The following is a 23534-nucleotide window of genomic DNA, read 5'->3' as shown; positions in this document are numbered from 1 at the left end:
AAGGTGCGCACAGGGTCCCCGGTGCGAGGAGTTTGTGGATGGCGCAGGTCAGGCCCATGCGTGCGGACGCCCGGCGCAACTACGAGCGGTTGCTGGAGGTGGCGGCGGAGGCCTTCGCCGAGCACGGGGAAGGCGCGTCCCTCGACGACATCGCCAAGCGGGCCGGGGTCGGGACCGGCACGCTGTACCGGCACTTCCCCACGCGCCAGGCGCTTCTGGAGGAGGCGTACGTCGACCGGATCGAGGCGATCGCGGCGCGCGCGGACGAGATCGCGGCGCGGCTGCCGCCGGGCGACGCCCTGGTGGAGTGGCTGAACGAACTCGGCGTGGGGATGATCCAGGTCCGTGGGCTGAGGGCGCTGCTGGGGTCGACCGTCACGGACGGCAGTTCGGCCGCGGCCACCGTGTGCGCCGGCACGATGAAGGCGGCGGCGACGCGGCTGGTGGAGGCGGCACAGCGGGAGGGGACCCTGCGAGCGGACGTCGATCCGGTCGACGTGCTGCGGCTCGCGCACGGAGTCGCCACGGCGTCGGAGTTGGCCGACGGGCAGGGGAAGACCATCCGGCGGTACGTGTCGTTGCTGACGGAGGGATTGAGACCGGGAACGGCGGACGCGGAGAGCTGAACGCCGGGCGCCCCCTGCGACGGGGGCGCCCCGGTGGTCGTGGCGGTGGTTACAGGGACTGGGCCGCCGGCTTCACCATGCCCCGTACCGTGCGGGACTTCACGAAGTCGCCCATCGCCGTCATGTCCCACTCGCCGGAGAACTGGCGGACCAGCTTCGCCATCATCACGCCGGTCTGTGCTTCGGCGTTGGTGAGGTCGAAGCGGACGAGTTCCTCGCCGGTCGCAGCGTCCAGGAGGCGGCAGTAGGCCTTGGCGACCTCGGTGAACTTCTGGCCGGAGAACGAGTTGACCGTGAAGACCAGGCCGGTGACCTCCTGCGGGAGACGGCCGAGGTCGACCACGATCACCTCGTCGTCGCCGCCGCCCTCACCCGTGAGGTTGTCGCCGGAGTGCTTGATCGCGCCGTTCACGATGGACAGTTTGCCGAAGTAGCAGCTGTCGATGTGGTTGCGCTGCGGGCCGTACGCGATGACCGAGGCGTCCAGGTCGATGTCCTTGCCGCGGTACGCCGGTTCCCAGCCGAGGCCCATCTTGACCTGGGACAGCAGGGGGCGGCCGCCCTTGACCAGGGAGACGGTCTGGTTCTTCTGCAGGCTGACCCGGCCCTTGTCGAGGTTGATCTTCCCGGCGCCGGGGACGGGGGCGGGCGGGGCCGGGGGCGCGGCGGGGGCCGGGGGCGCGCTGACCCGCGGGTCGAGCGGCGGGGCCGGCGGCGCCACCGGGGGCTGCATGGCCGGCGGGGGAGGAGCCACCGGCTGGGCGGAAGCGGCGGCCGGGGCGGCGGGCTCCTCCACGGAGACGCCGAAGTCGGTGGCGATGCCCGCGAGGCCGTTGGCGTACCCCTGGCCGACCGCGCGGGCCTTCCAGGCGCCGTTGCGGAGGTAGACCTCCACGATCACCAGGGCCGTCTCGGTGCCCAGCTGCGGGGGCGTGAACGTGGCCAGCACGCTGTTGTCGTCCGCGTTGCGGATGGTGGCCGTCGGCTCGATGCCCTGGAAGGTCTGGCCGGCCGCGTCCGGGCTGGCGGTGACGACGATCTTCTCGATGCCCGGGGGGACGGCGGAGGTGTCGACGGTGATCGCGTCCGGGGCCGTGCCGCCGCCCGAGCGGTAGGTCACGCCGGGGCCGGTGGGCTGGTTGTAGAAGATGAAGTCGTCGTCGGAGCGCACCTTGCCGTCGGCGGTGAGCAGCAGGCCCGATACGTCGAGCCGCACCGGGGCGGCGACGTCCACCGTCACGCGGGCGGCGGAGAGGGGGATGTTCGAGCCGGGGGTCATAGCTGTCATGCCCCATTGAACGAGCGAAGGCGTTTTACCGTTCCCTTACCGAGGGCCAATCGGGTCGCTGTCGCTCAGCGGCTGTTGCGGGGGTGGGCGCGGGCGGCGCGTTCGTTGCCCCGTTTGTAGTTACCGGTCCAGCGGGCCATGACGAGCTGGGGGTCGGACGCTGACTCGACCTCGGCGAGGAACCGTGCGGCGCGGGCACCCTTGAGGGTGGTCGCGAGGTGATGGTGGTGGGAGATGTGGACGGTGCCGTTCGCGTGCGCCTCGTAGCTGAATCCGTGGGGGCCGGCCATGTCCGGGAGGGTATGGGTTCGGCGGCGGCGGCCTCCAGTGGATTTCGCCCCCGCCGCCCCGATCCGCCCCGTTGGAGTCCGCTTACGGCACCACCACGATCTTCCGCCCCACCCCCGCCTTGAACTGGTCCAGTGCCTCCGGGTAGCGGTCCAGCGGGATGCGGTCGCTGATGAAGACCTCCGGGTCCAGGACACCGTTCGCGAACAGTTCCGCCGCCCGCTCGAAGCTGTGCAGGACCGCCATCGAGCCGGTGATGGTGATCTCCTGGTTGTAGATGCGGTACGGGTCGATCGTCACCCGCGTCGCGTAGTCGGCGACGCCGAACTGGAGGAAGGTGCCCGCCTTGGCCACGCGGCCCAGGCCGTCCTGGATCGCCGCCGCGTTGCCGGTCGCGTCGACCACGAGGTCCCAGCCCTGCGGCCGGTCGAGTTCGTCGGCGCCGGTCGCCGAGGACGACACCCCGAGCCGCTGGGCCGTGGCCAGGCGCTGCTCGTTGATGTCCACCATGTCCACGCTCGCCGCCCCCGTCCGCTTGGCGAGCTCCAGCATCATCAGGCCCATCGTCCCGGAGCCGTAGATCAGGACGTGGGCGCCGAGGCGGGACTGGAGGACGTCGTAGCCGCGGACGGCGCAGGAGAGCGGTTCGACCAGTGCCGCGTCCTGGGTGCGCACGTGCTCGGGCAGCTTCACGCAGTTGGCCACCGGGGCCACCGCGAACTGCGCCGCGCCCCCGGCCGTGGTGACGCCGATCGCGGCCCACCTCTCGCAGAGGTTGTTGTGGCCCGTACGGCAGTACCGGCACTCGTAGCAGTACAGCGAGGGATCCACCGCGACCCGGTCGCCGACCGCGACCTCCGTGACCTGGGTACCCACCCCGACCACCTCGCCCGCGAACTCGTGCCCGGGCACGATCGGCAGCTTCGGTGCGAACTCGCCCTGGAGGATGTGCAGGTCGGTGCCGCACAGGCCGCAGGCGGCGACCTCGACGACGACCTCGCGGGGTCCCGGCGTCGGGTCCGGGACCTCGGTGACGACGGCACGGCCCACGGACTCGATGACGGCGGCCTTCATTTCACGGCTCCCAACGACAGGCCCTGGACCAGCTTGTCCTGGGCGGCGAACCCCGCGGCGAGCACCGGCAGGGAGATCACGAGCGACGCGGCGCACACCTTCGCCAGGAACAGGCCCTGGCTGGTGATGAAGCCGGTCAGGAAGACGGGGGCGGTCTCGGCCACCACACCCGTCAGCACGCGGGCGAAGAGCAGTTCGTTCCAGCTGAAGATGAAGCAGATGAGCGCTGTCGCGGCGATTCCCGGGAGGGCGATGGGGGCCACCACGCGCGCCAGGATCGTCGGCAGGGGCGCCCCGTCGACCTTCGCCGCCTCGATCACCGCGACCGGGACCTCGGCGAGGAAGGACTGCATCATCCACACCGCTATCGGCAGGTTCATCGAGGTGTAGAGGATGACCAGCAGCCAGATGTTGTCGAGCATGCCGGTGTTCTTCGCGAACAGGTAGATCGGCAGCAGGCCCGCCACGGCCGGGAGCATCTTCGTCGACAGGAAGAAGAACAGGACGTCCGTCCACTTCTTCACCGGCCGGATCGACAGCGCGTACGCCGCCGGGAAGGCCAGGAGGAGCACGAACAGCGTCGACGCCAGCGAGGCCACCGTCGAGTTGACCAGCGCCGGCCAGGGGCTCGCGCCGCCGCCGGTGCCGAAGAACTCGCGGTAGCCGTCCAGGGTGAGGGCGGCCCCGAAGGAGGGCGGATTGGTTGCCGCGTCCTGCTCCGAGTGGAAGGACGTCAGGGCCATCCAGGCGATGGGGAGGAAGAAGACGATCCCCAGCAGCCAGGCCACCAGGCCGAGGCCCGATCCTTTACGACGGCCACTGCGCGGTCGTACGGCGATGCCGCTCATGCCCGACCCACCTCCTCGCGGAACAGGGACGACACCACGCGCAGGGCGAAGGTCGCGATGATGATCGATCCGATGACCACCAGGACGCCGGCGGCCGAGGCGAGGCCGTTCTCGTGGGCCTGGTAGAAGCTCTGGTAGACGGTGTAGGGGAGGTTGGCGGTGCCCAGGCCGCCGGACGTGATCGTGAAGACCGCGTCGAAGTTCTGGACGATGTAGATCGAGCCCAGGAGCGCCCCGAGTTCGAGGTAGCGGCGCAGGTGCGGGAGCGTCAGATAACGGAAGATCTGCCAGTTGCTCGCGCCGTCGACCCTCGCCGCCTCCATCTGCTGCTGGTCGCGGCTCTGCAGGCCGGCCAGCAGGATCAGCATCATGAACGGGGTCCACTGCCAGACGAGGGAGGCCTCGACCGCGAGCAGCGGGGTGTTGGAGATCCAGTCCGGCTGTGGACCGCCCACATAGTGCAACAACCCATTGAGCAGGCCGTATTCAGGGTTGTACAGCACATGCTTCCAGAGCAGGGCCGCCGCCACCGGGACCACCAGGAAGGGGGCGATGAGGAGCGTGCGGACCACGCCCCGGCCGCGGAACTTCCGGTCAAGGAGCAGTGCCAGGGCCAGTCCCAGGATCAGGCTGGCGAGGACCACCGCGACCGTCAACAGGACCGTCGTCCACACGGACTGGCGCAGGTCGGCGTCGGTCAGCACCTGTTGGTAGTTGTCGAGGCCGGTGAAGTGGCGGGCCTTGGGATAGAGGGCGTTCCAGTCGAAGAAGGAGATCACCAGCGTGGCCACGAACGGGAGTTGGGTGACCACGATCATGAAGATCAGGGCGGGGAGCAGCGGGGCGCGGGTGGCCCAGGCACGCAGGCGGGCGGAGGGCTGCCGCACGGTGGGTACGGGAGTGGTGGCTGTCGGAGCCGTTGCGGTCGCGGTCATCGTCCCTCGTACTCCTCGGAGATCCGCTCGGCGAGCTGCTGGGACTTCTTCAGGGCCGATGCGACGGACTGGCGTCCGGCGATGGCCGCGCTGATCTGCTGGGAGACCTTGGTGCCGAGATCGGTGAACTCGGGGATGCCGACGAACTGGATGCCGGGCGCGGGACGCGGCTGCACGCCGGGGTCGTTGGGCTTGGCGCCCTCGATGGCCTTCTTGGTCATCTCCTGGAAGGCGGCGGCCTCCTTGGCGTAGGCCGGATTCGTGTACGTCGACGCGCGCTTGCCGGCCGGGACGTTGGCCCAGCCGATCTGGTCGCCGACCAGTTGCTCGTACTGCTTGCTCGACGCCCAGGAGATGAACTTCCAGGCCTTGTCGGGGTTGCGGGAGGCGTCCTGGATGCCCCAGGCCCAGGTGTAGAGCCAGCCGGCGGACTCGGTCTTCTCGACGGGGGCGGGTGCGTAGCCGAGCTTGCCCTTGACCGGGGAGTTCGCCGCCTCCAGGGATCCGGCCGCGGAGGTGGCGTCGTACCACATGGCGACCTTGCCCTGGGTCAGATTGTTGAGGCACTCGGCGAAGCCGGACTGGGCGGCGCCGGACTCGCCGTGCTCTCGGACCAGGTCGACATAGAACTTCACCGCCTTCTCGAACTCGGGGGAGTCGAGCCGTGCCTTCCAGTCCTTGTCGAACCAGGTGCCGCCGAAGGTGTTCACGACCGTGGTCAGGGGTGCCATGACCTCGCCCCAGCCCGGCAGGCCGCGCAGGCAGATGCCCTTCATGCCGGGCCGGGCCCCGTCGACCTTGGCGGCCAGGTCGGCCACCTGGGTCCAGGTCGGGTGCGCGGGCATCGTCAGGCCCTTCTGGGCCAGGACGTCCTTGCGGTACATCAGGAAGGACGACTCGCCGTAGAAGGGCTGGCCGTAGAGTTTGTGGTCGTCGCCGGTCAGTGACTGGCGCATCGGCTTGAGGACGTCCTGTTCGTCGTACGCCGGGTCCTTGGCGACGTAGGAGTTCATCTCGTGCAGCCAGCCGTTGCGGGCGTAGATCGGTATCTCGTAGTTGGAGAGGGTGGCGACGTCGTACTGGCCGGCCTGGTTGGCGAAGTCCTGGCTGATCTTGTCGCGGACGTCGTTCTCGGGCAGGACGGTGAAGTTGACCTTGATGCCGGTCTCTTTGGTGAAGTGGGCGGCGGTGAGCTTCTGCAGCTCGGTCATCTGGGGGTTGTTGACCATCAGGACGTTGATGGAGTTGCCGCCCGACCCGGACCCGCCCGCTCCGACCCAGCAGCCGGAGAGCAGCGGGGCGAGCAGCGTCCCTGCGGCGGCCATGGCGAGCGTGGCTCGCGGGGGCCGTCGTCGGCTCTGGGTTCGCATGGATCGCTCCTGGACGTATGGGGAGAAAGGCATATGAGGAGATAAAGGGCGTCGCGGGGCGTCAGGGTGCCCTGCGAAGGGGTGAGTCGGTTGTTCAGACGCGGATGACCTGGGGTCCCAGCAGTGAGTAGCGGTGGGCCTCGGCCGTGGGGAGGAGGGTGCTCGTCACGATCGTCTCCAGGCTGCCGATGTCGGCGAACCGGCAGAAGCTGACCGCTCCGAACTTGGTGTGGACGCCCGCGAACACGGTGCGGCGCGCGGCCCGGACGGCCTGTGTCTTGACCTCGCTGACCGCCGGGTCGGGGGTGGTCAGTCCGTGTTCGCGGGAGATGCCGTTGGCGCCGATGTAGGCGAGGTCGACGACGAAGCCGGCCAGCATCTTCGTCGTCCAGTGGTCGACCGTGGCGAGGGTGCCGGAGCGGACCCGGCCGCCCAGCAGCAGGACGGAGGTGTTCTCGGTCTCGGCGAGCGCGCCCGCGACCGGCAGGGACGCGGTGACCACGGTCAGCGGCCGGTCCCTGGGCAGTGCCTCGGCGATGAGCTGTGGGGTGAAGCCCTCGTCGACGAAGACCGTCTCGGCGTCCCCGAGCAGCTCGGCCGCGGCGGCCGCGATCCGGCGCTTCTCGGGTACGTGGCTGGTGGCGCGGAAGGCGAGCGTCGTCTCGAAGCCGGCGCTCTCCACCGGATAGGCCCCGCCGTGGGTGCGGCGGACCAGGCCGTGGTCCTCCAGGGCGCGCAGATCCCGCCGTACGGTCTCCTTGGCCACGCCCAGGTCGTCGGCGAGCGCGGAGACGTCGACCGAACCGGTGGCGCGGGCGACCCGGACGATCTCCCGCTGGCGTTCTTCCGCCGTCCTCGTGTCCATACCCGTCACCCGCTTCCGTGCCTGCCTGCCCGTTCGGGCCCGGTGGGGCCCATGGGGGAAAGTTCTACAGCGGGTGCGCGGCAGTGACCAGGCCTGTTGCGGGCTCGATGCTGCCCGTGTGTGCCCGTTCACGGGACGGCGTGACCGTCTCGGACCTGCGGGGCAGGGAGCGGAGGCGCGCGATCGGGCAGCGCGGATGCCCGAATGCGGCGGCGGGCGGGCCCGTTCGGTGCCCGCCTGCCGCCGCGAACGATGGTTTTGCGCCGCGTCGGTGCGGCGGGTCGGTGCGCCGCGTCGGTCCGTGCGGTCGCCGGGTCAGTACGGCCAGATCGGCGGGTCGCTGACGAAGTGGCCGCCCAGGTAGGCGTGGCCCACGTTGTCAGGGTCCAAGTCGCCCTGCTCGGCGATCAGCTTCTCGGCGTACGGCTCGGAGTCGTCCTTCGGCTCGTAGCCGAGGGCCCGCGCGGTGCTCAGGTCCCACCACAGGCGGGTGTTGGCGGAGGAGCCGTAGACGACGGTATGCCCGACGTTCTCGGCGGTCAGGGCCGCGTGGAAGAGGCGGGCGCCGTCGGCCGGGCTCATCCACACCGACAGCATGCGCACGCTGGTCGGCTCGGGGAAGCAGGAGCCGATGCGGACGGAGACGGTCTCGATGCCGTGCTTGTCCCAGTAGAACTGGGCGAGGTCCTCGCCGAACGACTTGGACAGGCCGTAGAAGGTGTCCGGGCGGCGCGGGGTGTCGATCGGGATGAGGGGGTCGTCGCCCTGGGGGCGCGGGGTGAAACCGACCGCGTGGTTGGAGGAGGCGAAGACGATGCGCTTCACGCCCTCCTCGCGGGCGGCCTCGTACAGGTTGTACGTGCCCGCGATGTTCGCCGAGAGGATCTTCTCGAAGGGGGCTTCCAGGGAGATGCCCGCGAGGTGGATGATCGCGTCGACACCCCGCACGGCCTCCCGCACGGCGTCCTTGTCGGCGAGGTCCGCGGTGATGGCGTCCGGGTCGCCCTCGATCGGGCGCACGTCGAGCAGGCGCAGCTCGTAGTCGAAGGCCGGGAGCAGATTCCGCATCAGGGTGCCGAGCCCGCCGGCGGCGCCGGTGAGCAGAACGGTGCGGGGAGCTGGCATCCTCGGGTCTCCTTGAGTCGACGGCCGCATGCATGGATCCCATTCACATGCGTGGACACGCTATGGATCGTGGGTGTCCTCCGTCAAGTGTGGCGCGAACCCGGCGGATCCGCTCTGTGATGCGTGTTTGGGCGCTTGACCGGCCCCAACGGGAATCCCTAGGCTGGCGTCGTTCATAGATATGGATGCAAATCATAAACGTGAGCGCTCGTTCTAGGGAGAGCCCGTGACGTCAGCCCCCCTCGCCACTCGACTCGGCATTCCCAGCGGGCCGCTGTTCTTCCCCGTCACCGCCTACGGCCCCGACGGCTCGGTGGACCTGGACGCCTACCGCGCCCATGTGCGCCGCGGGATCGAGGCCGGCGCCGCCGCCGTCTTCGCGTGCTGCGGCACCGGGGAGTTCCACGCGCTCACGCCCGAGGAGTTCGAGGCGTGCGTGCGCGCGGCGGTGGCGGAGGCGGCGGGCCGGGTGCCGGTCGTCGCGGGCGCCGGATACGGCACCGCGCTCGCCGTGCGGTACGCGCGGCTCGCCGAGGCGGCCGGCGCGGACGGGCTGCTCGCCATGCCGCCCTACCTGGTCGTCGCCGGCCAGGAGGGGCTGCTGCGGCACTACCGGGAGGTCGCCGCGGCGACCCCGCTGCCGGTGATCGTCTACCAGCGCGACAACGCCGTCTTCACCCCGGAGTCCGTCGTGGAGCTGGCACGCACCGACGGGATCATCGGCTTCAAGGACGGCCTCGGCGACCTCGACCTGATGCAGCGGATCATCAGCGCCGTGCGCACCGAGGTTCCGGGCGACTTCCTCTACTTCAACGGGCTGCCGACCGCCGAACAGACCCAGCTCGCCTACCGCGGCATCGGCATCACGCTCTACTCCTCCGCCGTCTTCTGCTTCGCCCCGGAGATCGCCCTCGCCTTCTACGAGGCCCACAAGACCGGCGACGACGCCACCGCCCACCGTCTCCTCGACGGCTTCTACCGGCCCTTCGTCGACCTGCGCGCCCAGGGCCGCGGCTATGCCGTCGCCCTCGTCAAGGCCGGCGTACGGATGCGCGGACTCGACGTGGGAGAGGTGCGGCCCCCGCTGCACGAGCCGAGCGAGGATCATGTGAAACAGCTCGCCCAGATCGTCGAGCGGGGATACGCCCTGCTGGACGAGGGCAATTGAATCCTCCCCCAGCTGAAGCAGGGGGATTCCTGGCTCACGCAGCCTGCGGGTCAGCGACCCGACAGGTCCTTCCACGATCAACACCAGCCGGGTTGAAACCAGCCCGGTTTGTACGACAAAGCTTGGAGGTGCATGTGCTGTCTTGGCTCTCGATCAACACGGTGTACGCGCTTGGTTCTCGCAACGCACGGCATGCAGTTTACCCGAGCAGGTGGACGGTTTTTCGCCCTATGGGCGAAGTCCCGCTTCCTGCCCTGCTCCGCAGGAGTCCGATTCCTCCCGGGCCTGAAGGCCGAGGCCGAGGCATCCTCGGAGGAACCCGGTGAAGGCGTCGACGTTCGTCTACCCCTGGGATGTCAACGGGGACCCGGAAGCCGCGGAACGCATCGCCGCGCTCGGAGTGCGGCAGGTGACCCTGGCCGCCGCCTACCACTCCACGCGCGCGCTCACCCCCCGCCACCCGCGCCACCGCATCGTCACCGCCGAACACGCGGCCGTGCTGTACCCCACGGACGACCGGTGGGCGGGGCGGGAGCTGCGCCCGTACGCCGCCGGCGACTGGGCCCCCGGAGACGCGTTCGGCGAGGCGGCGGGCGCGCTCGCGGACGCCGGTCTGGAGGTGCACACCTGGGTCGTCCTCGCGCACAACTCCCGTCTGGGCGCCGAGCACCCGGACACCTCGGTCGTCAACGCCTACGGCGACCGCTACCCGTGGGCCCCCTGCATCGCGCAGCCCGCCACCCGCGCATACCTGGTCGACCTGGCCGCCGAGGCCGCCGTACGCCCCGGAGCGGCCGGCACCGAACTCGAGTCCCTCGGCTGGTACGGGCTCCAGCACCTGCACGCCCACGACAAGACCGCCGGGATCGGCCTCGGGGACGCGGGCCAGTACCTGATGGCGCTCTGCTTCTGCCCGACCTGCCGGGGGGGCTACGGCCTTCAGGGCCTGGACGCCGACGAACTGGCGGCCGCCGTACGCGAGGCGCTGGCGCCGGTGTGGCGGGGCGCGCCCGACGACGAAGGCTGGGCGGGGGTCGAGAAGCTGCTCGGGGAGACGAACGCGGCCGCCACGCGCGCGTGGCGCGACGACATCGCCCGCACGCTCCAGGAGACGGCCGTCGCCGCCGTCCGGGCCGCCGCTCCCGAGGGGTTCCAGGTGCTTCTGCACGCCGACCCCGTGACCTACCACGTCGGCGCCAACCCGGGCGTCGATCCCGCGCACATCCTGTCCGTCGCGGACGGCGTGGTCGTACCGTGCGCGGGCGGCACCGCCCCGCTGACGCCGTTCGCGGAGCACCGGCGGGCCGACACCGTGGTCGCCGCCAACTTCGGGCTGGTCTCCGGGATGGGCGGCAGCCCCGGCACGCTCGCTGCGGACGCGGTGCGGGCCCGGGAGCTGGGAGCCACGGAACTGCGGCTGTATCACGCCGGGTTGGCGTCGGACGGCGACCTGGAGACGGCCCGGGAGGCGCTCGCCGGGCTGTGAAGCAGCGGCACCACGGTCAGCAGCCACAGCGCGCCGAGGACGGCCAACAGGGTCCGGTGGCCGACCGGTGCGACCAGGGCGGCGCCCACGGCCAGCCCGAGCACGTTCGGCGCGAACATCAGGGTGTTGGCCGTGGCGACCGCCCTGCCCAGCAGCGGACCCGGCGTCTCGCGTTGCACGGCCGTGAGCGCGGCGATCAGCACGCAGGGCAGGCCCGCGCCGATCGCCGCGCTGCACACCAGGGCCAGGGGGTCCGACGGAACGGCCCGCAGCGCCACCGCGACGGCCGTGACGGCGATACCGCAGGCCGCGAACCGGTGCGTCCCGAGTCGCCGTAGCCCGGGGCCCGACGCCAGGCCGACCACGACCGAGCCGGCGCCCTGCACGGCGTACAGCACACCGGCGTACGCGGGGGAGTGCCCGAGGCCCTCGACGACGGCGTAGATCAACGCCCCGTTGACGCCCGCGCACATCATGGTCGCGCCGCCCGCCAGGACCAGCGACCGCAGCCGGGGGCACCTCCGCAGATGCCGGGCCCCCTCGGCGGTCCGCTCGCGCCAGCCGTTCGCGGGCCGCTCGGGCTTCTCCTCGTGGACGCGCAGAGCGGCGTACAGGCCCGCGGCGAGGACGAAGGTGACCGCGTCCAGCAGGGCGACGCTCGGACCGCCGTAGGCCGCGCAGAGGCCGGCTCCGGCCAGCGGGGCCACCAGCTTCACGCCCTCGCTCGCCGTCATCCGCAGTCCGTTGAAGTCGCCGAGCAGCGACGGGCCCACGGCGGCGGCGACCAGGGCGGACTCCGCGGCGTCATGGACGACGCCGGCGGCGCCGTACACGAACAGGACCGCGTACAGCAGCCAGAGGTCCCGCGCCGAGCCGACGGTGAGGAGGGTGAGCAGGAGGGCGCCCAGCGACAGGTTCACGCCGATCAGCAGCGGCTTGCGGCGGAACCGGTCGGCGAGCGTGCCGAGGAGCGGGCCAGCGAGGGTCGGTGCCCACAGGGCGAGCAGGCACAGCGCGGCAAGTCCGTCCGACCCGGTGAGTTCCTTGACCCATACGCCGGACGCCAGCCACAGCGCCGACGTGCCGAAGCCGGAGACCACGACTCCGGCGAGGTACAGCCCCGCCTCGCGGTCGCGCAGGACGCGCACCACCGGCCAGGTCCGTGCCCGTGCCCTTGCCCTTGTACGTTTCGTCGTCATGCCTGGTCATCGTGCGGCTAAGGAGGGGGCGTACGGATCGGGCAGGTGCCCTAGAAGTGCGGGGGACCGGACGGATTCCGCTGAGGGGCTGTCGGCCGGACGCCGGCGAGTTCGTGCGGACGCAGCGAGCCGGGTCGCGGTGCGGCGATGAGTTCGGGGCGTGGTGCGGCGATGAGTTCGGGGCGTGGGGCCGGTCCACCCTCCGAGGACAGCTCGCATCCCGCATCCTGGTTCCCTGAGGAGCAGCACATGACCGACCCGACGACCTTCGACCTCGAACCGCAGGCCCGGATCGTCGCCCGCCTCGCGGAGGGCGTGACCGACGAGCAGCTCGCGGACCCGACGCCGTGCCCGGACCTCGCGGTGCGCAACCTGCTGGGGCACCTGACCGGTCTGGCCGTCGCCTTCCGTGACGCGGCGCGCAAGGACCTGGGGGCCACGACCGAGACCCCGCCGAACACCGCCGTGCCCGACATCGGACCCGGCTGGCGCGAGGAACTCACGAAGGCCCTCGAAGAACTCGCCGACGCCTGGCGCGACCCGGCAGCCTGGACCGGCATGACCCGCGCGGGCGGCGTCGACCTGCCCGGCGCGGTCGCCGCCGCCGTCGCGGCCGACGAACTGGCCATCCACGGCTGGGACCTGGCCCGCGCGACAGGGCAGTCCTACGCCCCCGACCCCACCGTGCTCCAGGTGTCGCACGACTTCCTCCGCGCCGCCGCAGAGGAGGGCGACGACGGAGGCGGCATCTTCGGTCCGGTCGTCCCCGTCCCCGCGGACGCCCCGCTCCTCGACCGGGCGGTGGGGCTGAGCGGGCGGGATCCGCGGTGGTCGCCGAGGCGGTGACCTGTGCTTTGCCACATCGCGTCGGCACGCTGATCCAGACGCCCTGAACCCTTCCGGGTTCAGGGCGTCATCAGGTCTGCATTGCGTAAGCGAACAGGTGAAGCAGCCCGACCGGCCGACGGGTCTTTGCCGAAACCCCACCTTCCTTTGTCAGAAGCATTGACGAAACACACACCCCCTCCCTACCTTCAACCCCGTCGTACTTCGTACGTCATATATGAGACGCGATACGTGAGATCCGATACGCGATATCCGAGAGGCGCGCATGACCTCTGTGCCCACGCCGATCCCCTCCCGCACGCAGTACGTGCTGGAAGGGATCAAACACCGCATCCTCACCGGGCAGTTGACGCCCGGTCAGGCCCTCGTCGAGACCGAACTAGCCGCGCAGTTCGGGGTCTCCAAGACCCCGGTGCGCGAGGCGCTCAAGACGCTGGCCGGCACCGGGCTCGTGGTGATGAACCAGTACAAGGGCGTCACGGTGCGCATGGTGGACGCGGACATGGCGCGCGAGGTCTACGACGTGCGGCTCCTCCTGGAACCCGAGGCGCTGAAGCGGGCGGTGCGGCGCGGGGCCTCCCTCGACGCCGCACGTGACGCGCTGACCCGGGCCGACGAGGCCACGGACACCGCCGAACGCTCCCTCGCCAACCGGGAGTTCCACCGCGCCCTGTACCTGCCGTGCGGCAACCCGCTGCTGGGCCGGATGCTCGACGAGGTCCGCGACCAGGCGGCCCTGGTCTCCGCCGTGGCCTGGGCGGCGTCGCCGTCCTGGGACCGGGAGGCCGGCGAGCACCGGGAGATCCTGCGGCTCGCCCTCGCCGGTGACGCCGACGGCGCGGCACTCGCGCTGCACGCGCACATCGGGTCGTTCGTGCAACGGGCTTTTCCGCAAGCGGAGTCCGAGTCCGAGGTCCAGGGAGAGGGTGGTCAGGCATGACGATCTCGTTCGAGACCCAGCGGACGGCTCTGGCCGACGTGGTGGCGATCCCGGTGACCCCGTTCGCCGAGGACGGAAGCCTCGACCAGGACAACCACCGGGCCCTGCTGCGCCGTCTGCTCGACGGCGGGGTCAGGACCCTCACCCCCAACGGCAACACCGGGGAGTTCTACGCCCTCACCCCGCAGGAGCGGCAGCTGGTCACCGAGTGGACCGTCGACGAGGCCGGCGACCGTGCCGTGATCCTTGTCGGGGTCGGGCACGACGTGCCGACCGCCGTCGCCTCCGCCCGGCACGCCCGGGAGCTCGGCGCCCAGATGGTCATGGTCCACCAGCCGGTCCACCCGTACGTCTCGCAGAGCGGCTGGGTCGACTACCACCGCGCGATCGCCGAGGCGGTGCCCGAGCTGGGCGTCGTCCCGTACATCCGCAACACCCAGCTGCGCGGTGCCCGCCTCGCCGAACTCGCCGACGCCTGCCCCAACGTGATCGGTGTGAAGTACGCCGTCCCGGACGCGGCCGCCTTCGCGGCGTTCGCCCGGGACGCCGGCCTCGACCGCTTCGTGTGGGTCGCGGGTCTCGCCGAGCCCTACGCCCCCTCGTACTTCTCCGCGGGCGCCACCGGCTTCACCTCGGGCCTCGTGAACGTCGCCCCGTCCGTTTCGCTGGACATGATCGAAGCGCTTCGAGCCGGTGACTATCCGGCCGCGATGAAGGTCTGGGAGCAGATTCGCCGCTTCGAGGAACTCCGCGCGGCCAACGGCTCCGCCAACAACGTCACCGTCGTCAAGGAGGCCCTCGCCTCCCTGGGCCTGTGCCGCCGCGACGTCCGCCCGCCGAGCCGGCAGCTGCCCGAGGGCGAACGTGCCGAGGTCGCCGCCATCGCCTCCGGGTGGTCCATATGAACCAGCCGCGGAACAAGAAGAGCCCCGAGGAACTGCGAAGCCACCAGTGGTACGGCACCGACGGCCTGCGTTCCTTCAGCCACCGCGCCCGCACCCGCCAGCTCGGCTACCTCCCCGAGGAGCACCTGGGCAAGCCGGTCATCGCGATCCTCAACACCTGGTCAGACATCAACCCCTGCCACGTCCACCTGCGCGACCGTGCGCAGGCCGTGAAGCGGGGCGTGTGGCAGGCGGGCGGCTTCCCGCTGGAGTTCCCGGTCTCCACCCTCTCCGAGACCTTCCAGAAGCCGACCCCCATGCTCTACCGCAACATGCTCGCGATGGAGACCGAGGAGCTGCTGCGCTCCTACCCGGTCGACGGCGCCGTGCTGATGGGCGGCTGCGACAAGTCCACGCCGGCCCTGCTGATGGGCGCCGCGACGGCCGACCTGCCCGCCGTCTTCGTGCCCGCCGGGCCCATGCTGCCGGGGCACTGGCGCAACGAGGTCCTCGGCTCCGGCACCGACATGTGGAAGTACTGGGACGACAAGCGGGCCGGCCTCATCGGCGACTGCGAGATGACCGAGCTGGAGAGCGGCCTCGCCCGCTCACCCGGCCACTGCATGACGATGGGTACGGCGTCCACGCTGACGGCCGCCGCGGAAGCCCTCGGCGTCACGGTCCCGGGGGCCTCCAGCATCCCGGCCGTCGACTCCGGGCACGACCGGATGGCAGCCGCGGCGGGCCTCAGGATCGTCGACCTGGTCCACCAGGACCGCAAACTCTCCGACATCCTCACCCGTGACGCGTTCGAGGACGCGGTGACGACCGTCCTCGGCCTCGGCGGCTCCACCAACGCCGTGATCCACCTGATCGCCATGGCGGGCCGGGCCGGAGTGAAGCTCACCCTCGACGACTTCGACCGCATCGCCCGCACGGTGCCGGTGCTCGCCAACGTACGGCCCGGCGGACAGACGTACCTCATGGAGGACTTCCACTTCGCCGGCGGGCTGCCGGGGTTCCTGTCCCGGATCCCGGACCTGCTCCACCTGGAGCGGCCGACCGTCTCGTACGACACCATGCGCGAGCAGATCACCGGCGCGCAGGTGCACAACGACGACGTCATCCGGCCCCGGGACAACCCGGTCGCGAGCGAGGGCGGGGTCGCCGTGCTGCGCGGCAACCTGTGCCCGGACGGCGCCGTCATCAAGCACATCTCCGCCGAGCCGCACCTGCTCGCGCACACCGGGCCCGCGGTCGTCTTCGACGACTACCGGACCATGCAACGCACCATCAACGACCCGGAGTTGGGCATCACCGCGGACAGCGTGCTGGTGCTGCGCAACGCCGGACCCAAGGGCGGCCCCGGGATGCCCGAGTACGGGATGCTGCCGATCCCGGACCACCTGCTCAAGCAGGGCGTGCGGGACATGGTCCGCATCTCCGACGCCCGCATGAGCGGCACGAGTTACGGCGCCTGTGTGCTGCACGTGGCCCCCGAGTCGTACATCGGCGGACCGCTCGCGCTGGTCCGCACCGGGGACCCGATCACCCTGGACGTCGAGGCACGCAGCCTCCATCTCCACGTCGCCGACGAGGAGTTGGCCCGTCGGCGGGCGGACTGGACGCCGCCGCCCGTCCGGTACGAACGCGGCTACGGCGCGCTCTACAACGAGCAGATCACGCAGGCCGACACCGGCTGCGACTTCGAGTTCCTGGCCCGCCCGGGCAAGGTGCAGGACCCGTACGCGGGCTGAACGACCGCACCACAGCACAGCCGGCACCAAAGACACGGCACAGCACCAGGAGTCACCACCGCACCACCTCACGGCCGACCCCCACCAGGACGGCCGGCCTCTCGCACGCCGCACAGTAAGCGCTTCCCCGCACGAAACGCACAAGTTGCACCAGACGCACGAGAACGGAGAACTGTCATGGCCCAAGCCGCAGCCGTGGCGAAGCCGCCCGCGCCACCCCGGCGGCGCCGGGCCTCCGCCACGCCGCGCAGGCTGCCGTACCTGCTGATCGCCCCGGCGGCCCTGCTGATGCTGGGCTTCATCGCCTACCCGGTGATCAGCGTCTTCTACTACAGCCTGCAGAACTACAACCCCACCAAACCGTGGCGGAACGGCTACGCGGGCTTCGACAACTTCGTCCACGCCTTCACCGACGACCCGGTCTTCTGGGACACGCTGACCTTCAGCGCCAAGTGGGTCGTCGTCGAGGTCGGGCTCCAGCTGTTGTTCGGTCTGGCGCTGGCGCTGATCGTCAACCAGACCTTCGTGGGGCGGGGGCTCGGCCGCGCGATGGTCTTCTCGCCGTGGGCCGTCTCCGGTGTGCTGACCTCCGCGATCTGGGTGCTGCTCTACAACTCCCAGACGGGCATCACCCGTTACCTCGCGGACATGGGCATCGGCAGCTACGGGACGAGCTGGCTGTCGGACACCTCGACGGTGTTCCCGGCGGCGGTCGTCGCCGACCTGTGGCGCGGAGTCCCGTTCTTCGCGATCCTGATCCTCGCCGACCTCCAGTCCGTCTCCAAGGACCTCTACGAGGCCGCCGAGGTCGACGGGGCGAGCCGGATCAAGCAGTTCTGGCACATCACGCTGCCCCATCTGAAGGACGCCATCGTCCTGTCCACGCTGCTGCGCGCGGTCTGGGAGTTCAACAACGTCGACCTGCTCTACACCCTGACCGGCGGCGGACCCGCGGGCGAGACCACGACCCTCCCGCTGTACATCGCCAACACCAGCGTCGACGCCCACAACTTCGGCTACGCCTCCGCCCTGACCGCGGTCGCGTTCGTGATCCTGCTCTTCTGCTCGATGGTCTATCTGCGGCTGAGCAAGTTCGGAGGTACGGACAAGTGATCACCAAGGAGGCCACCAAGGCGGCGCCCGCGCCCGCGCACGCGCCCGCCGACCCCCCGCGCCCGCTCAAGGCCGGCCGCAACTGGGACGAGGTGCCGCGCTGGCAGGTCTATCTGCCGCTGTCGATCTACCTCGTCTTCACCCTGATCCCCTTCTACTGGATCCTGCTCTTCGCGCTGCGCCCGGCCGGCTCGACCTCGCTCGTGCCCTGGCCGATGACCTTCGACCACTTCGAGAAGGTGTGGACGGACCGCAGCTTCGGCACCTACTTCCAGAACAGCCTGCTCGTCGGTGTCGCCACCCTGCTGATGACCACCCTCGTCGCGCTGGCCGGCGGGTACGCCCTGGCCCGCTTCAACTTCCGGGTCAAGAAGGCGTTCATGCTGGCCCTGCTGTGCTCCCAGTTCGTGCCGGGCGCGCTGCTGCTGGTCCCGCTGTTCGAGATCTTCGCCGAACTGCAGATGATCAACTCACTGGGCAGCGTGATCATCGCGGAGACGGTGTTCCAGCTGCCGCTGTCGATGATCCTGATCAGCAACTTCATCAAGAACGTGCCGTACTCCCTGGAGGAGGCGGCCTGGGTCGACGGCTGCAACCGATTCACCGCGTTCCGGATCGTCGTCCTGCCGTTGCTGCGGCCCGGTCTGATCGCCGTCGGCTCGTTCGCCTTCGTGCACTCCTGGAACCACTTCCTGTTCGCCCTGATGTTCCTCAACAACCAGAGCAAGCAGACCATCCCGGTCGGCCTCAACACCCTGATGAGCGCGGACAGCGTCGACCTCGGCGCGCTGGCCGCGGGCGGCATCATCGCGGCCGTACCCGTGGTGATCGTGTTCGCCTTCATCCAGAAGTGGCTGATCACCGGGTTCAGCGCGGGGGCGGTGAAGGGATGAGAATCCGTCAGGTAGCCGTCGTGGGCGCGCTGTTGGGGCTCCTGGGCGTACCGGCGCACGCCGAGGCCCGGGACATCAGCCGCGACGTCCTCGCCGAGAACGACGGCTGGGCCTGGGCCGACGGCGGCACCACGGGCGGCTCGGCAGCCGACGACGCCCATGTGTACACGGTCACCGACCGGGCCGGCCTGGTCCGCGCCCTCGACGGCGGCAGCGACACCCCGAAGATCATCAAGATCGCCGGAACCATCGACGCCAACACCGACGACGACGGCGACCGCCTGGACTGCGCCGACTACGCCACCGACGGCTACCGCACGAAGAAGTACCTGGCCGCCTACGACCCGCGCACCTGGGGGTCGGCCAAGCCCAGTGGCCCGCAGGAGGAGGCCCGCCAGGCGTCGGCGGCCAGGCAGGCCGAGCGGGTCGTCCTGCCGGTCGGCTCCAACACCACGATCGTCGGCCTCGGCTCCAAGGCCGTCCTCAAGGGCGGCAGCCTCCAGGTCAAGGACGCGGACAACGTGATCATCCGCAACCTCGAACTGCGCGACGCCTACGACTGCTTCCCCGTCTGGCAGCCCAACAACGGCGGCCTCGGCGACTGGAAGACGGCGTACGACACCCTGTGGCTGAACGGCGCCACCCACGTCTGGGTCGACCACGTCACGGCCTCCGACAAGGGCCACCCGGACGAGAAGGAACCCACCTACTTCGGCCGCAACTACCTGCGCCACGACGGCCTGCTGGACATCACAGGCGGCTCCGACCTGGTCACCGTCTCCTGGAGCCGGTTCGCCGACCACGACAAGGCGATGCTCATCGGCAACGGCGACACGGTGACGGGCGACCGCGGCCGACTCCGGGTCACCCTGCACCACAACGAGTTCGAGTCGGTGGTCCAGCGGGCGCCCAGGGTCCGCTTCGGACAGGTGCACCTGTACAACAACCGGTACGTCGTCCCCGAGGACGCCCACGACTACCGCTACTCCGTCGGTGTGTCCACCGAGTCGGCGGTCTTCGCCGAGAACAACGCCTTCCACACCCCCGGCCACATCGAGGTCGCCGACCTGGTCAAGAGCTGGAACGGCACCGCCCTGCACGCGACGGGCACCCTCTTCAACGGCTATCCGGTGGACCTGCTGACGATCTACAACGCCTACAACTCGGGCAGCGAGCGTGACCTCACGGCGGACGTCGGCTGGACACCTACCCTGCACACAAAGATCGACAGCGCCGATGCGGCCGACCGAGAGGTGGCACGCGGCGCGGGCGCAGGGAGGACCCCATGAGCACAGACATCGTCCTGGCGGGAGCGCGCGGCCACGGCCGCTGGCACCTGGACAACATCCGCAGGCTCCAGGACAAGGGGATCGTCCGGCTCGCCGGCATCTGCGAGCTGAACCCGCTGACCGCGGACGAGCTCCCCGAGGGCCTCGGCACGCCCGAGCAGTCCGCGGACTTCGGCGCCCTCCTCGACTCGACCGGCGCCCGGATCGCGGTCGTCTGCACGCCGATCCCGACCCACACCGACCTGGCGCTGACGGCCGCACGCAGGGGCGTGCACCTGCTGCTGGAGAAGCCGCCCGCCCCCTCCTACGCCGAGTTCCGGCGGATGGCGGACGGGGTCGCCGAGGCCGGGGTGGTCTGCCAGGTCGGTTTCCAGTCGCTGGGCTCGCACGCCGTGCCCGCGATCCGGGAGCTGATCGCCGAGGGCGCGATCGGTGAGGTGGTCGGTGTCGGCGGGGCCGGAGCCTGGGCGCGCCCCGAGTCGTACTTCCGGCGGGCACCCTGGGCGGGCAAGCGGCGGCTGAACGGCGTCGACGTGATCGACGGGGCGCTGACCAACCCGCTGGCGCACGCCGTCGCGACCGGTCTCGCGCTGGCCGGTGCCTCGCACGCGGAGGACGTCGCCGGGATCGAGACCGAGCTGCTGCGCGCCAACGACATCGAGTCCGACGACACCTCCTGCGTGCGCGTCACCACCACGCGGGGGCTCCCGGTCACCGTCGCCGCGACCCTGTGCGCCGAGGACCCCGACGATCCGTACGTCGTCGTGCACGGCGGCAGCGGCCGGATCACCTTCTGGTACAAGCAGGACCGCGTCCTGCTCCAGCGCGCCGACCACGGCCCCGAGGAGTACGAGTACGGCCGCACCGACCTGCTGGAGAACCTCGTCGGTCACCTCACCGACGGTGTCGACCTGCTGGTGCCGCCGGACGAGACCGGCGCCTTCATGAAGGTCGTCGAGGCGATCCGCAGCGCCCCCGACCCGGCCCCACTGCCCGAGAACGCCTGGCATCTGCTGCCGGGAGAGGACCGCAGGGTCGTGCCCGGAGTCGACGGTTTCGTCGCGGCCTCCGCGGACGACCTCGCCCTCTTCTCCGAGCTCGGCGCCACCTGGGCCCTACCGAAAGAGGTGAGCACCTGATGACGAGCAACGACACGCCGGTGCTGCGGGTCGCGGGCCGGCCGGTCGGCCGGTACGTCACCCGGCCCGAGCTGCCCGCCCGGCTCTCCCCGCGCCCCTATCTGCACCCCGTCACCACCCTGGCCGGCACGGCGGTCACCGAACTCAGCCCCGCCGACCACACACACCACCTCGGCGTCGGTGTAGCCGTTCCCGACGTCGAGGGGATCAACTTCTGGGGCGGACGCACCTACGTCCGCGACCAGGGCCCGACCGAGCTCGACAACCATGGCGTCCAGCGCCACACCTCGTTCCAGCTGCGCGATCCCGACGGCTTCGTGGAGGAGCTGCGCTGGGTCGCCCCGGGAGCCGAGTTACTGCGCGAGCGCCGGACCGTCGCCGCCACCGAACTCACCGACTCCGCATGGGCGTTGGACTTCACCTTCTCGCTCACCAACGTCACCCAGGGCCCCCTGTCGATCGGCTCCCCGGCGACCAACGGGCGCCCCGGCGCGGCCTACGGCGGCTACTTCTGGCGGGCCCGCAAGGAGAGCGAGGCCCCGCGGGTCTTCACCGCGGGCACCGAGGGCGAGGCCGGGATCCACGGCACCCGCGCCGACTGGCTCGCTCTGGCCGGCTCCACCTGGACCCTGGTCTTCGCCGGCGCCACCGAACAGACCCGCCGCGACCCGTGGTTCGTGCGCACCGCCGAGTACCCGGGCGTCGGCTCGTCCCTGGCGTTCGACGAGCGGCTGCCGATCGAGCCGGGCGACACCGTCGTACGACGGATCGTGACAGTGGTGGCCGACGGCCGCCTCGACCGGGACGGGGCAGCCGCCCTCATACGCAAGGCGGTGAACCTGTGACCGCCGAGACGTACACGAACCCGGTCCTGAACGCCGACTGGTCCGATCCGGACGTGGTCCGCGTCGGCGACGACTTCTACCTCACCGCGTCCAGCTTCGGCCGCGCCCCGGGCCTGCCCCTCCTGCACTCCCGCGACCTGGTGAACTGGACCCTGGTCGGCCACGCCCTGGAACGCCTGGAACCGGCGGGCGAGTTCAGGACCCCGCGGCACGACTGCGGGGTCTGGGCACCGGCACTCCGTTACCACGACGAGCGTTTCTGGATCTTCTGGGGCGATCCCGACCAGGGCATCTTCCAGGTCAACGCCCCCGGGATACGCGGCCCATGGACCCGCCCGCACCTCCTCAAGGCGGGCAAGGGCCTGATCGACGCCTGCCCCCTGTGGGACGAGGAGACCGGCGAGGCCTATCTGGTGCACGGCTGGGCCAAGTCGCGCTCCGGCATCAAGAACCGGCTCACCGGCCACCGCATGCACCCTGACGGCGCGTCACTTCTCGACGAGGGCAAGGTGATCGTCGACGGCGACCGGATCCCCGGCTGGTTCACCCTCGAAGGCCCCAAGCTCTACCGGCACGACGGCTGGTTCTGGATCTTCGCCCCGGCCGGGAGCGTGGAGACCGGCTGGCAGGGCGCCTTCCGCTCGCGCGACTTCTTCGGGCCGTACGAGGAGAAGATCGTCCTGGAGCAGAAGGACACCGACGTCAACGGCCCCCACCAGGGCGGCTGGGTGCGCACCCCGTCCGGCGAGGACTGGTTCCTGCACTTCCAGCAGCGCGGCGCCTACGGCCGGGTCGTCCACCTCCAGCCGATGAGCTGGGGCGCCGACGGCTGGCCGGTGCTCGGTTCCGACGGCGCCCCCGTCGCCGTACACCGGCGGCCCGACCTGCCGCCGCAGCCGCCCGCCAAGCCCGCCACCGACGACGACTTCCCCGGCGGACGGTTCGGCCGTCAATGGCAGTGGACGGCCAACCCGCAGGACGGCTGGGCCACCCAGCACTCCGGGGACGGCCTCAGACTCTCCTGCTCCCGCTCGGTGGACCTGCACGACCTGCGCAAACTGCCGAACGTCCTCACCCAGCGGCTGCCGGGCGTCCCGTCCGTGGTCGAGGTGGAGCTGACGCTGCACGGTGAGGAGCCGGGGGCGCGGGCAGGGCTCGCCGTCCTCGGGGACGCCTTCGGCTGGATCGGACTCCAGCGGGGGACCGACGGGACCGTGCACCTGGTGCACCGGTTCGCCGAGGCGGTCGCGGAGACGGAGCGCGACGCCGACCACCCGCGCCTCGCGCCCGAGGGACGGGCGAGGCTGCGGATCGAGATCGGCACCGGAGCACGCTGCCGCTTCTTCTACGACGTCGGCGACGGCCCGCGCCCCTCCGGGCCGGTCTTCGCCGCCACCCCCTGGCGGTGGGTCGGCGCCCTGCTCGGCCTGTTCTCCGTCGCACCGGCCGGGCCGGGGCACGCCGGCGCGGCGAGCTTCACCCGGTTCCGGATCACCGACCTGTAGAGCACCGCACCCGCACGCCTGTCGAACCCCCGCTGTACGCCTGTTGGGAGC

22 protein-coding genes are annotated in these 23534 nt (G+C 70.9%); 13 read left to right on the top strand and 9 right to left on the bottom strand.

Annotation, left to right across the window (positions count from 1 at the left end; translation table 11 throughout):
* Positions 1–38 precede the first annotated feature (38 nt).
* On the top strand, positions 39–626 hold the full coding sequence (locus OHA64_RS11400; RefSeq protein WP_405611777.1) for a TetR/AcrR family transcriptional regulator: 588 nt from the start codon (positions 39–41) through the stop codon (positions 624–626).
* Between the two features lie 49 nt (positions 627–675).
* Here the strand turns inward: OHA64_RS11400 and OHA64_RS11395 are convergent, their stop codons facing one another.
* From OHA64_RS11395 to OHA64_RS11360, 8 genes are all read right to left on the bottom strand, one after another.
* On the bottom strand, positions 676–1905 hold the full coding sequence (locus OHA64_RS11395; protein ID WP_405623935.1) for a TerD family protein: 1230 nt from the start codon (positions 1903–1905) through the stop codon (positions 676–678).
* 74 nt (positions 1906–1979) lie between these two features.
* Entirely contained in the window at positions 1980–2204 is a 225-nt protein-coding gene (locus OHA64_RS11390; protein ID WP_405611775.1) for a hypothetical protein, read from the bottom strand.
* A gap of 82 nt (positions 2205–2286) precedes the next feature.
* Positions 2287–3276 carry a zinc-dependent alcohol dehydrogenase family protein gene (locus OHA64_RS11385; RefSeq protein ID WP_405611773.1) on the bottom strand — a complete coding sequence of 330 codons (990 nt, stop codon included), beginning with the start codon at positions 3274–3276 and terminating at the stop codon, positions 2287–2289.
* Positions 3273–4124: a carbohydrate ABC transporter permease gene (locus OHA64_RS11380; RefSeq protein WP_405611771.1), complete on the bottom strand. Its 852-nt coding sequence runs from the start codon at positions 4122–4124 to the stop codon at positions 3273–3275. Before OHA64_RS11380 ends, OHA64_RS11385 begins: the two co-directional genes overlap by 4 nt.
* Entirely contained in the window at positions 4121–5059 is a 939-nt protein-coding gene (locus OHA64_RS11375) for a carbohydrate ABC transporter permease (RefSeq protein ID WP_405611769.1), read from the bottom strand. The genes OHA64_RS11380 and OHA64_RS11375 overlap by 4 nt, the downstream gene beginning before the upstream one ends.
* Positions 5056–6429 carry an ABC transporter substrate-binding protein gene (locus tag OHA64_RS11370; RefSeq protein WP_405611767.1) on the bottom strand — a complete coding sequence of 458 codons (1374 nt, stop codon included), beginning with the start codon at positions 6427–6429 and terminating at the stop codon, positions 5056–5058. The genes OHA64_RS11375 and OHA64_RS11370 overlap by 4 nt, the downstream gene beginning before the upstream one ends.
* 94 nt (positions 6430–6523) lie before the next feature.
* Positions 6524–7294 (bottom strand): DeoR/GlpR family DNA-binding transcription regulator, encoded by a 771-nt coding sequence (locus tag OHA64_RS11365; protein WP_405611765.1) that lies wholly within the window; start codon positions 7292–7294, stop codon positions 6524–6526.
* A gap of 315 nt (positions 7295–7609) precedes the next feature.
* Positions 7610–8419, bottom strand: coding sequence for an NAD-dependent epimerase/dehydratase family protein (locus OHA64_RS11360; RefSeq protein ID WP_405611763.1), 810 nt, complete (start codon positions 8417–8419; stop codon positions 7610–7612).
* Positions 8420–8645: 226 nt separating this feature from the next.
* Between OHA64_RS11360 and OHA64_RS11355 the strand changes: the two genes are divergently transcribed.
* Both OHA64_RS11355 and OHA64_RS11350 read left to right on the top strand, forming a co-directional pair.
* The gene (locus OHA64_RS11355; protein WP_405611761.1) at positions 8646–9587 is read left to right on the top strand and encodes a 5-dehydro-4-deoxyglucarate dehydratase; all 942 of its coding nucleotides are present in this window, start codon (positions 8646–8648) and stop codon (positions 9585–9587) included.
* A 322-nt stretch (positions 9588–9909) separates the two neighbouring features.
* Complete coding sequence (locus tag OHA64_RS11350; protein ID WP_405611760.1) at positions 9910–11073, top strand: hypothetical protein; 1164 nt, start codon at positions 9910–9912, stop codon at positions 11071–11073.
* Here the strand turns inward: OHA64_RS11350 and OHA64_RS11345 are convergent.
* The gene (locus tag OHA64_RS11345; protein ID WP_405611758.1) at positions 11010–12272 is read right to left on the bottom strand and encodes an MFS transporter; all 1263 of its coding nucleotides are present in this window, start codon (positions 12270–12272) and stop codon (positions 11010–11012) included. The genes OHA64_RS11350 and OHA64_RS11345 overlap by 64 nt on opposite strands.
* A gap of 249 nt (positions 12273–12521) precedes the next feature.
* On the opposite strand from OHA64_RS11345, the gene OHA64_RS11340 reads away from it, so the two are divergent.
* The 10 genes from OHA64_RS11340 to OHA64_RS11295 all read left to right on the top strand — a co-directional run bounded on the left by OHA64_RS11340 (position 12522) and on the right by OHA64_RS11295 (position 23483).
* Complete coding sequence (locus OHA64_RS11340) at positions 12522–13118, top strand: TIGR03086 family metal-binding protein (protein WP_405611756.1); 597 nt, start codon at positions 12522–12524, stop codon at positions 13116–13118.
* A gap of 265 nt (positions 13119–13383) precedes the next feature.
* Entirely contained in the window at positions 13384–14058 is a 675-nt protein-coding gene (locus OHA64_RS11335) for a GntR family transcriptional regulator (protein WP_405611754.1), read from the top strand.
* Positions 14055–14963, top strand: a complete 909-nt coding sequence (locus OHA64_RS11330) for a dihydrodipicolinate synthase family protein (RefSeq protein WP_405611752.1) — start codon at positions 14055–14057, stop codon at positions 14961–14963. Before OHA64_RS11335 ends, OHA64_RS11330 begins: the two co-directional genes overlap by 4 nt.
* Entirely contained in the window at positions 14960–16699 is a 1740-nt protein-coding gene (araD, locus tag OHA64_RS11325; protein ID WP_405611750.1) for an L-arabinonate dehydratase, read from the top strand. The genes OHA64_RS11330 and araD overlap by 4 nt, the downstream gene beginning before the upstream one ends.
* Positions 16700–16876: 177 nt before the next feature.
* On the top strand, positions 16877–17812 hold the full coding sequence (locus OHA64_RS11320; protein ID WP_405611748.1) for a carbohydrate ABC transporter permease: 936 nt from the start codon (positions 16877–16879) through the stop codon (positions 17810–17812).
* Positions 17809–18705, top strand: coding sequence for a carbohydrate ABC transporter permease (locus OHA64_RS11315; protein WP_405611746.1), 897 nt, complete (start codon positions 17809–17811; stop codon positions 18703–18705). The genes OHA64_RS11320 and OHA64_RS11315 overlap by 4 nt, the downstream gene beginning before the upstream one ends.
* Complete coding sequence (locus OHA64_RS11310) at positions 18702–19994, top strand: polysaccharide lyase family 1 protein (protein WP_405611744.1); 1293 nt, start codon at positions 18702–18704, stop codon at positions 19992–19994. The genes OHA64_RS11315 and OHA64_RS11310 overlap by 4 nt, the downstream gene beginning before the upstream one ends.
* Complete coding sequence (locus tag OHA64_RS11305) at positions 19991–21133, top strand: Gfo/Idh/MocA family protein (protein ID WP_405611742.1); 1143 nt, start codon at positions 19991–19993, stop codon at positions 21131–21133. Before OHA64_RS11310 ends, OHA64_RS11305 begins: the two co-directional genes overlap by 4 nt.
* Positions 21133–21978 (top strand): PmoA family protein, encoded by an 846-nt coding sequence (locus OHA64_RS11300; protein ID WP_405611740.1) that lies wholly within the window; start codon positions 21133–21135, stop codon positions 21976–21978. Before OHA64_RS11305 ends, OHA64_RS11300 begins: the two co-directional genes overlap by 1 nt.
* Positions 21975–23483, top strand: coding sequence for a family 43 glycosylhydrolase (locus tag OHA64_RS11295; RefSeq protein WP_405611738.1), 1509 nt, complete (start codon positions 21975–21977; stop codon positions 23481–23483). The genes OHA64_RS11300 and OHA64_RS11295 overlap by 4 nt, the downstream gene beginning before the upstream one ends.
* Positions 23484–23534: the final 51 nt, after the last annotated feature.

The sequence above is a fragment of the Streptomyces sp. NBC_00076 genome (genome assembly GCF_045041235.1).
GTDB lineage: Bacteria > Actinomycetota > Actinomycetes > Streptomycetales > Streptomycetaceae > Streptomyces.
The sequence above is the reverse complement of the archived record's forward strand: the minus strand, read 5'-3'. Positions and strand labels throughout refer to the sequence as shown.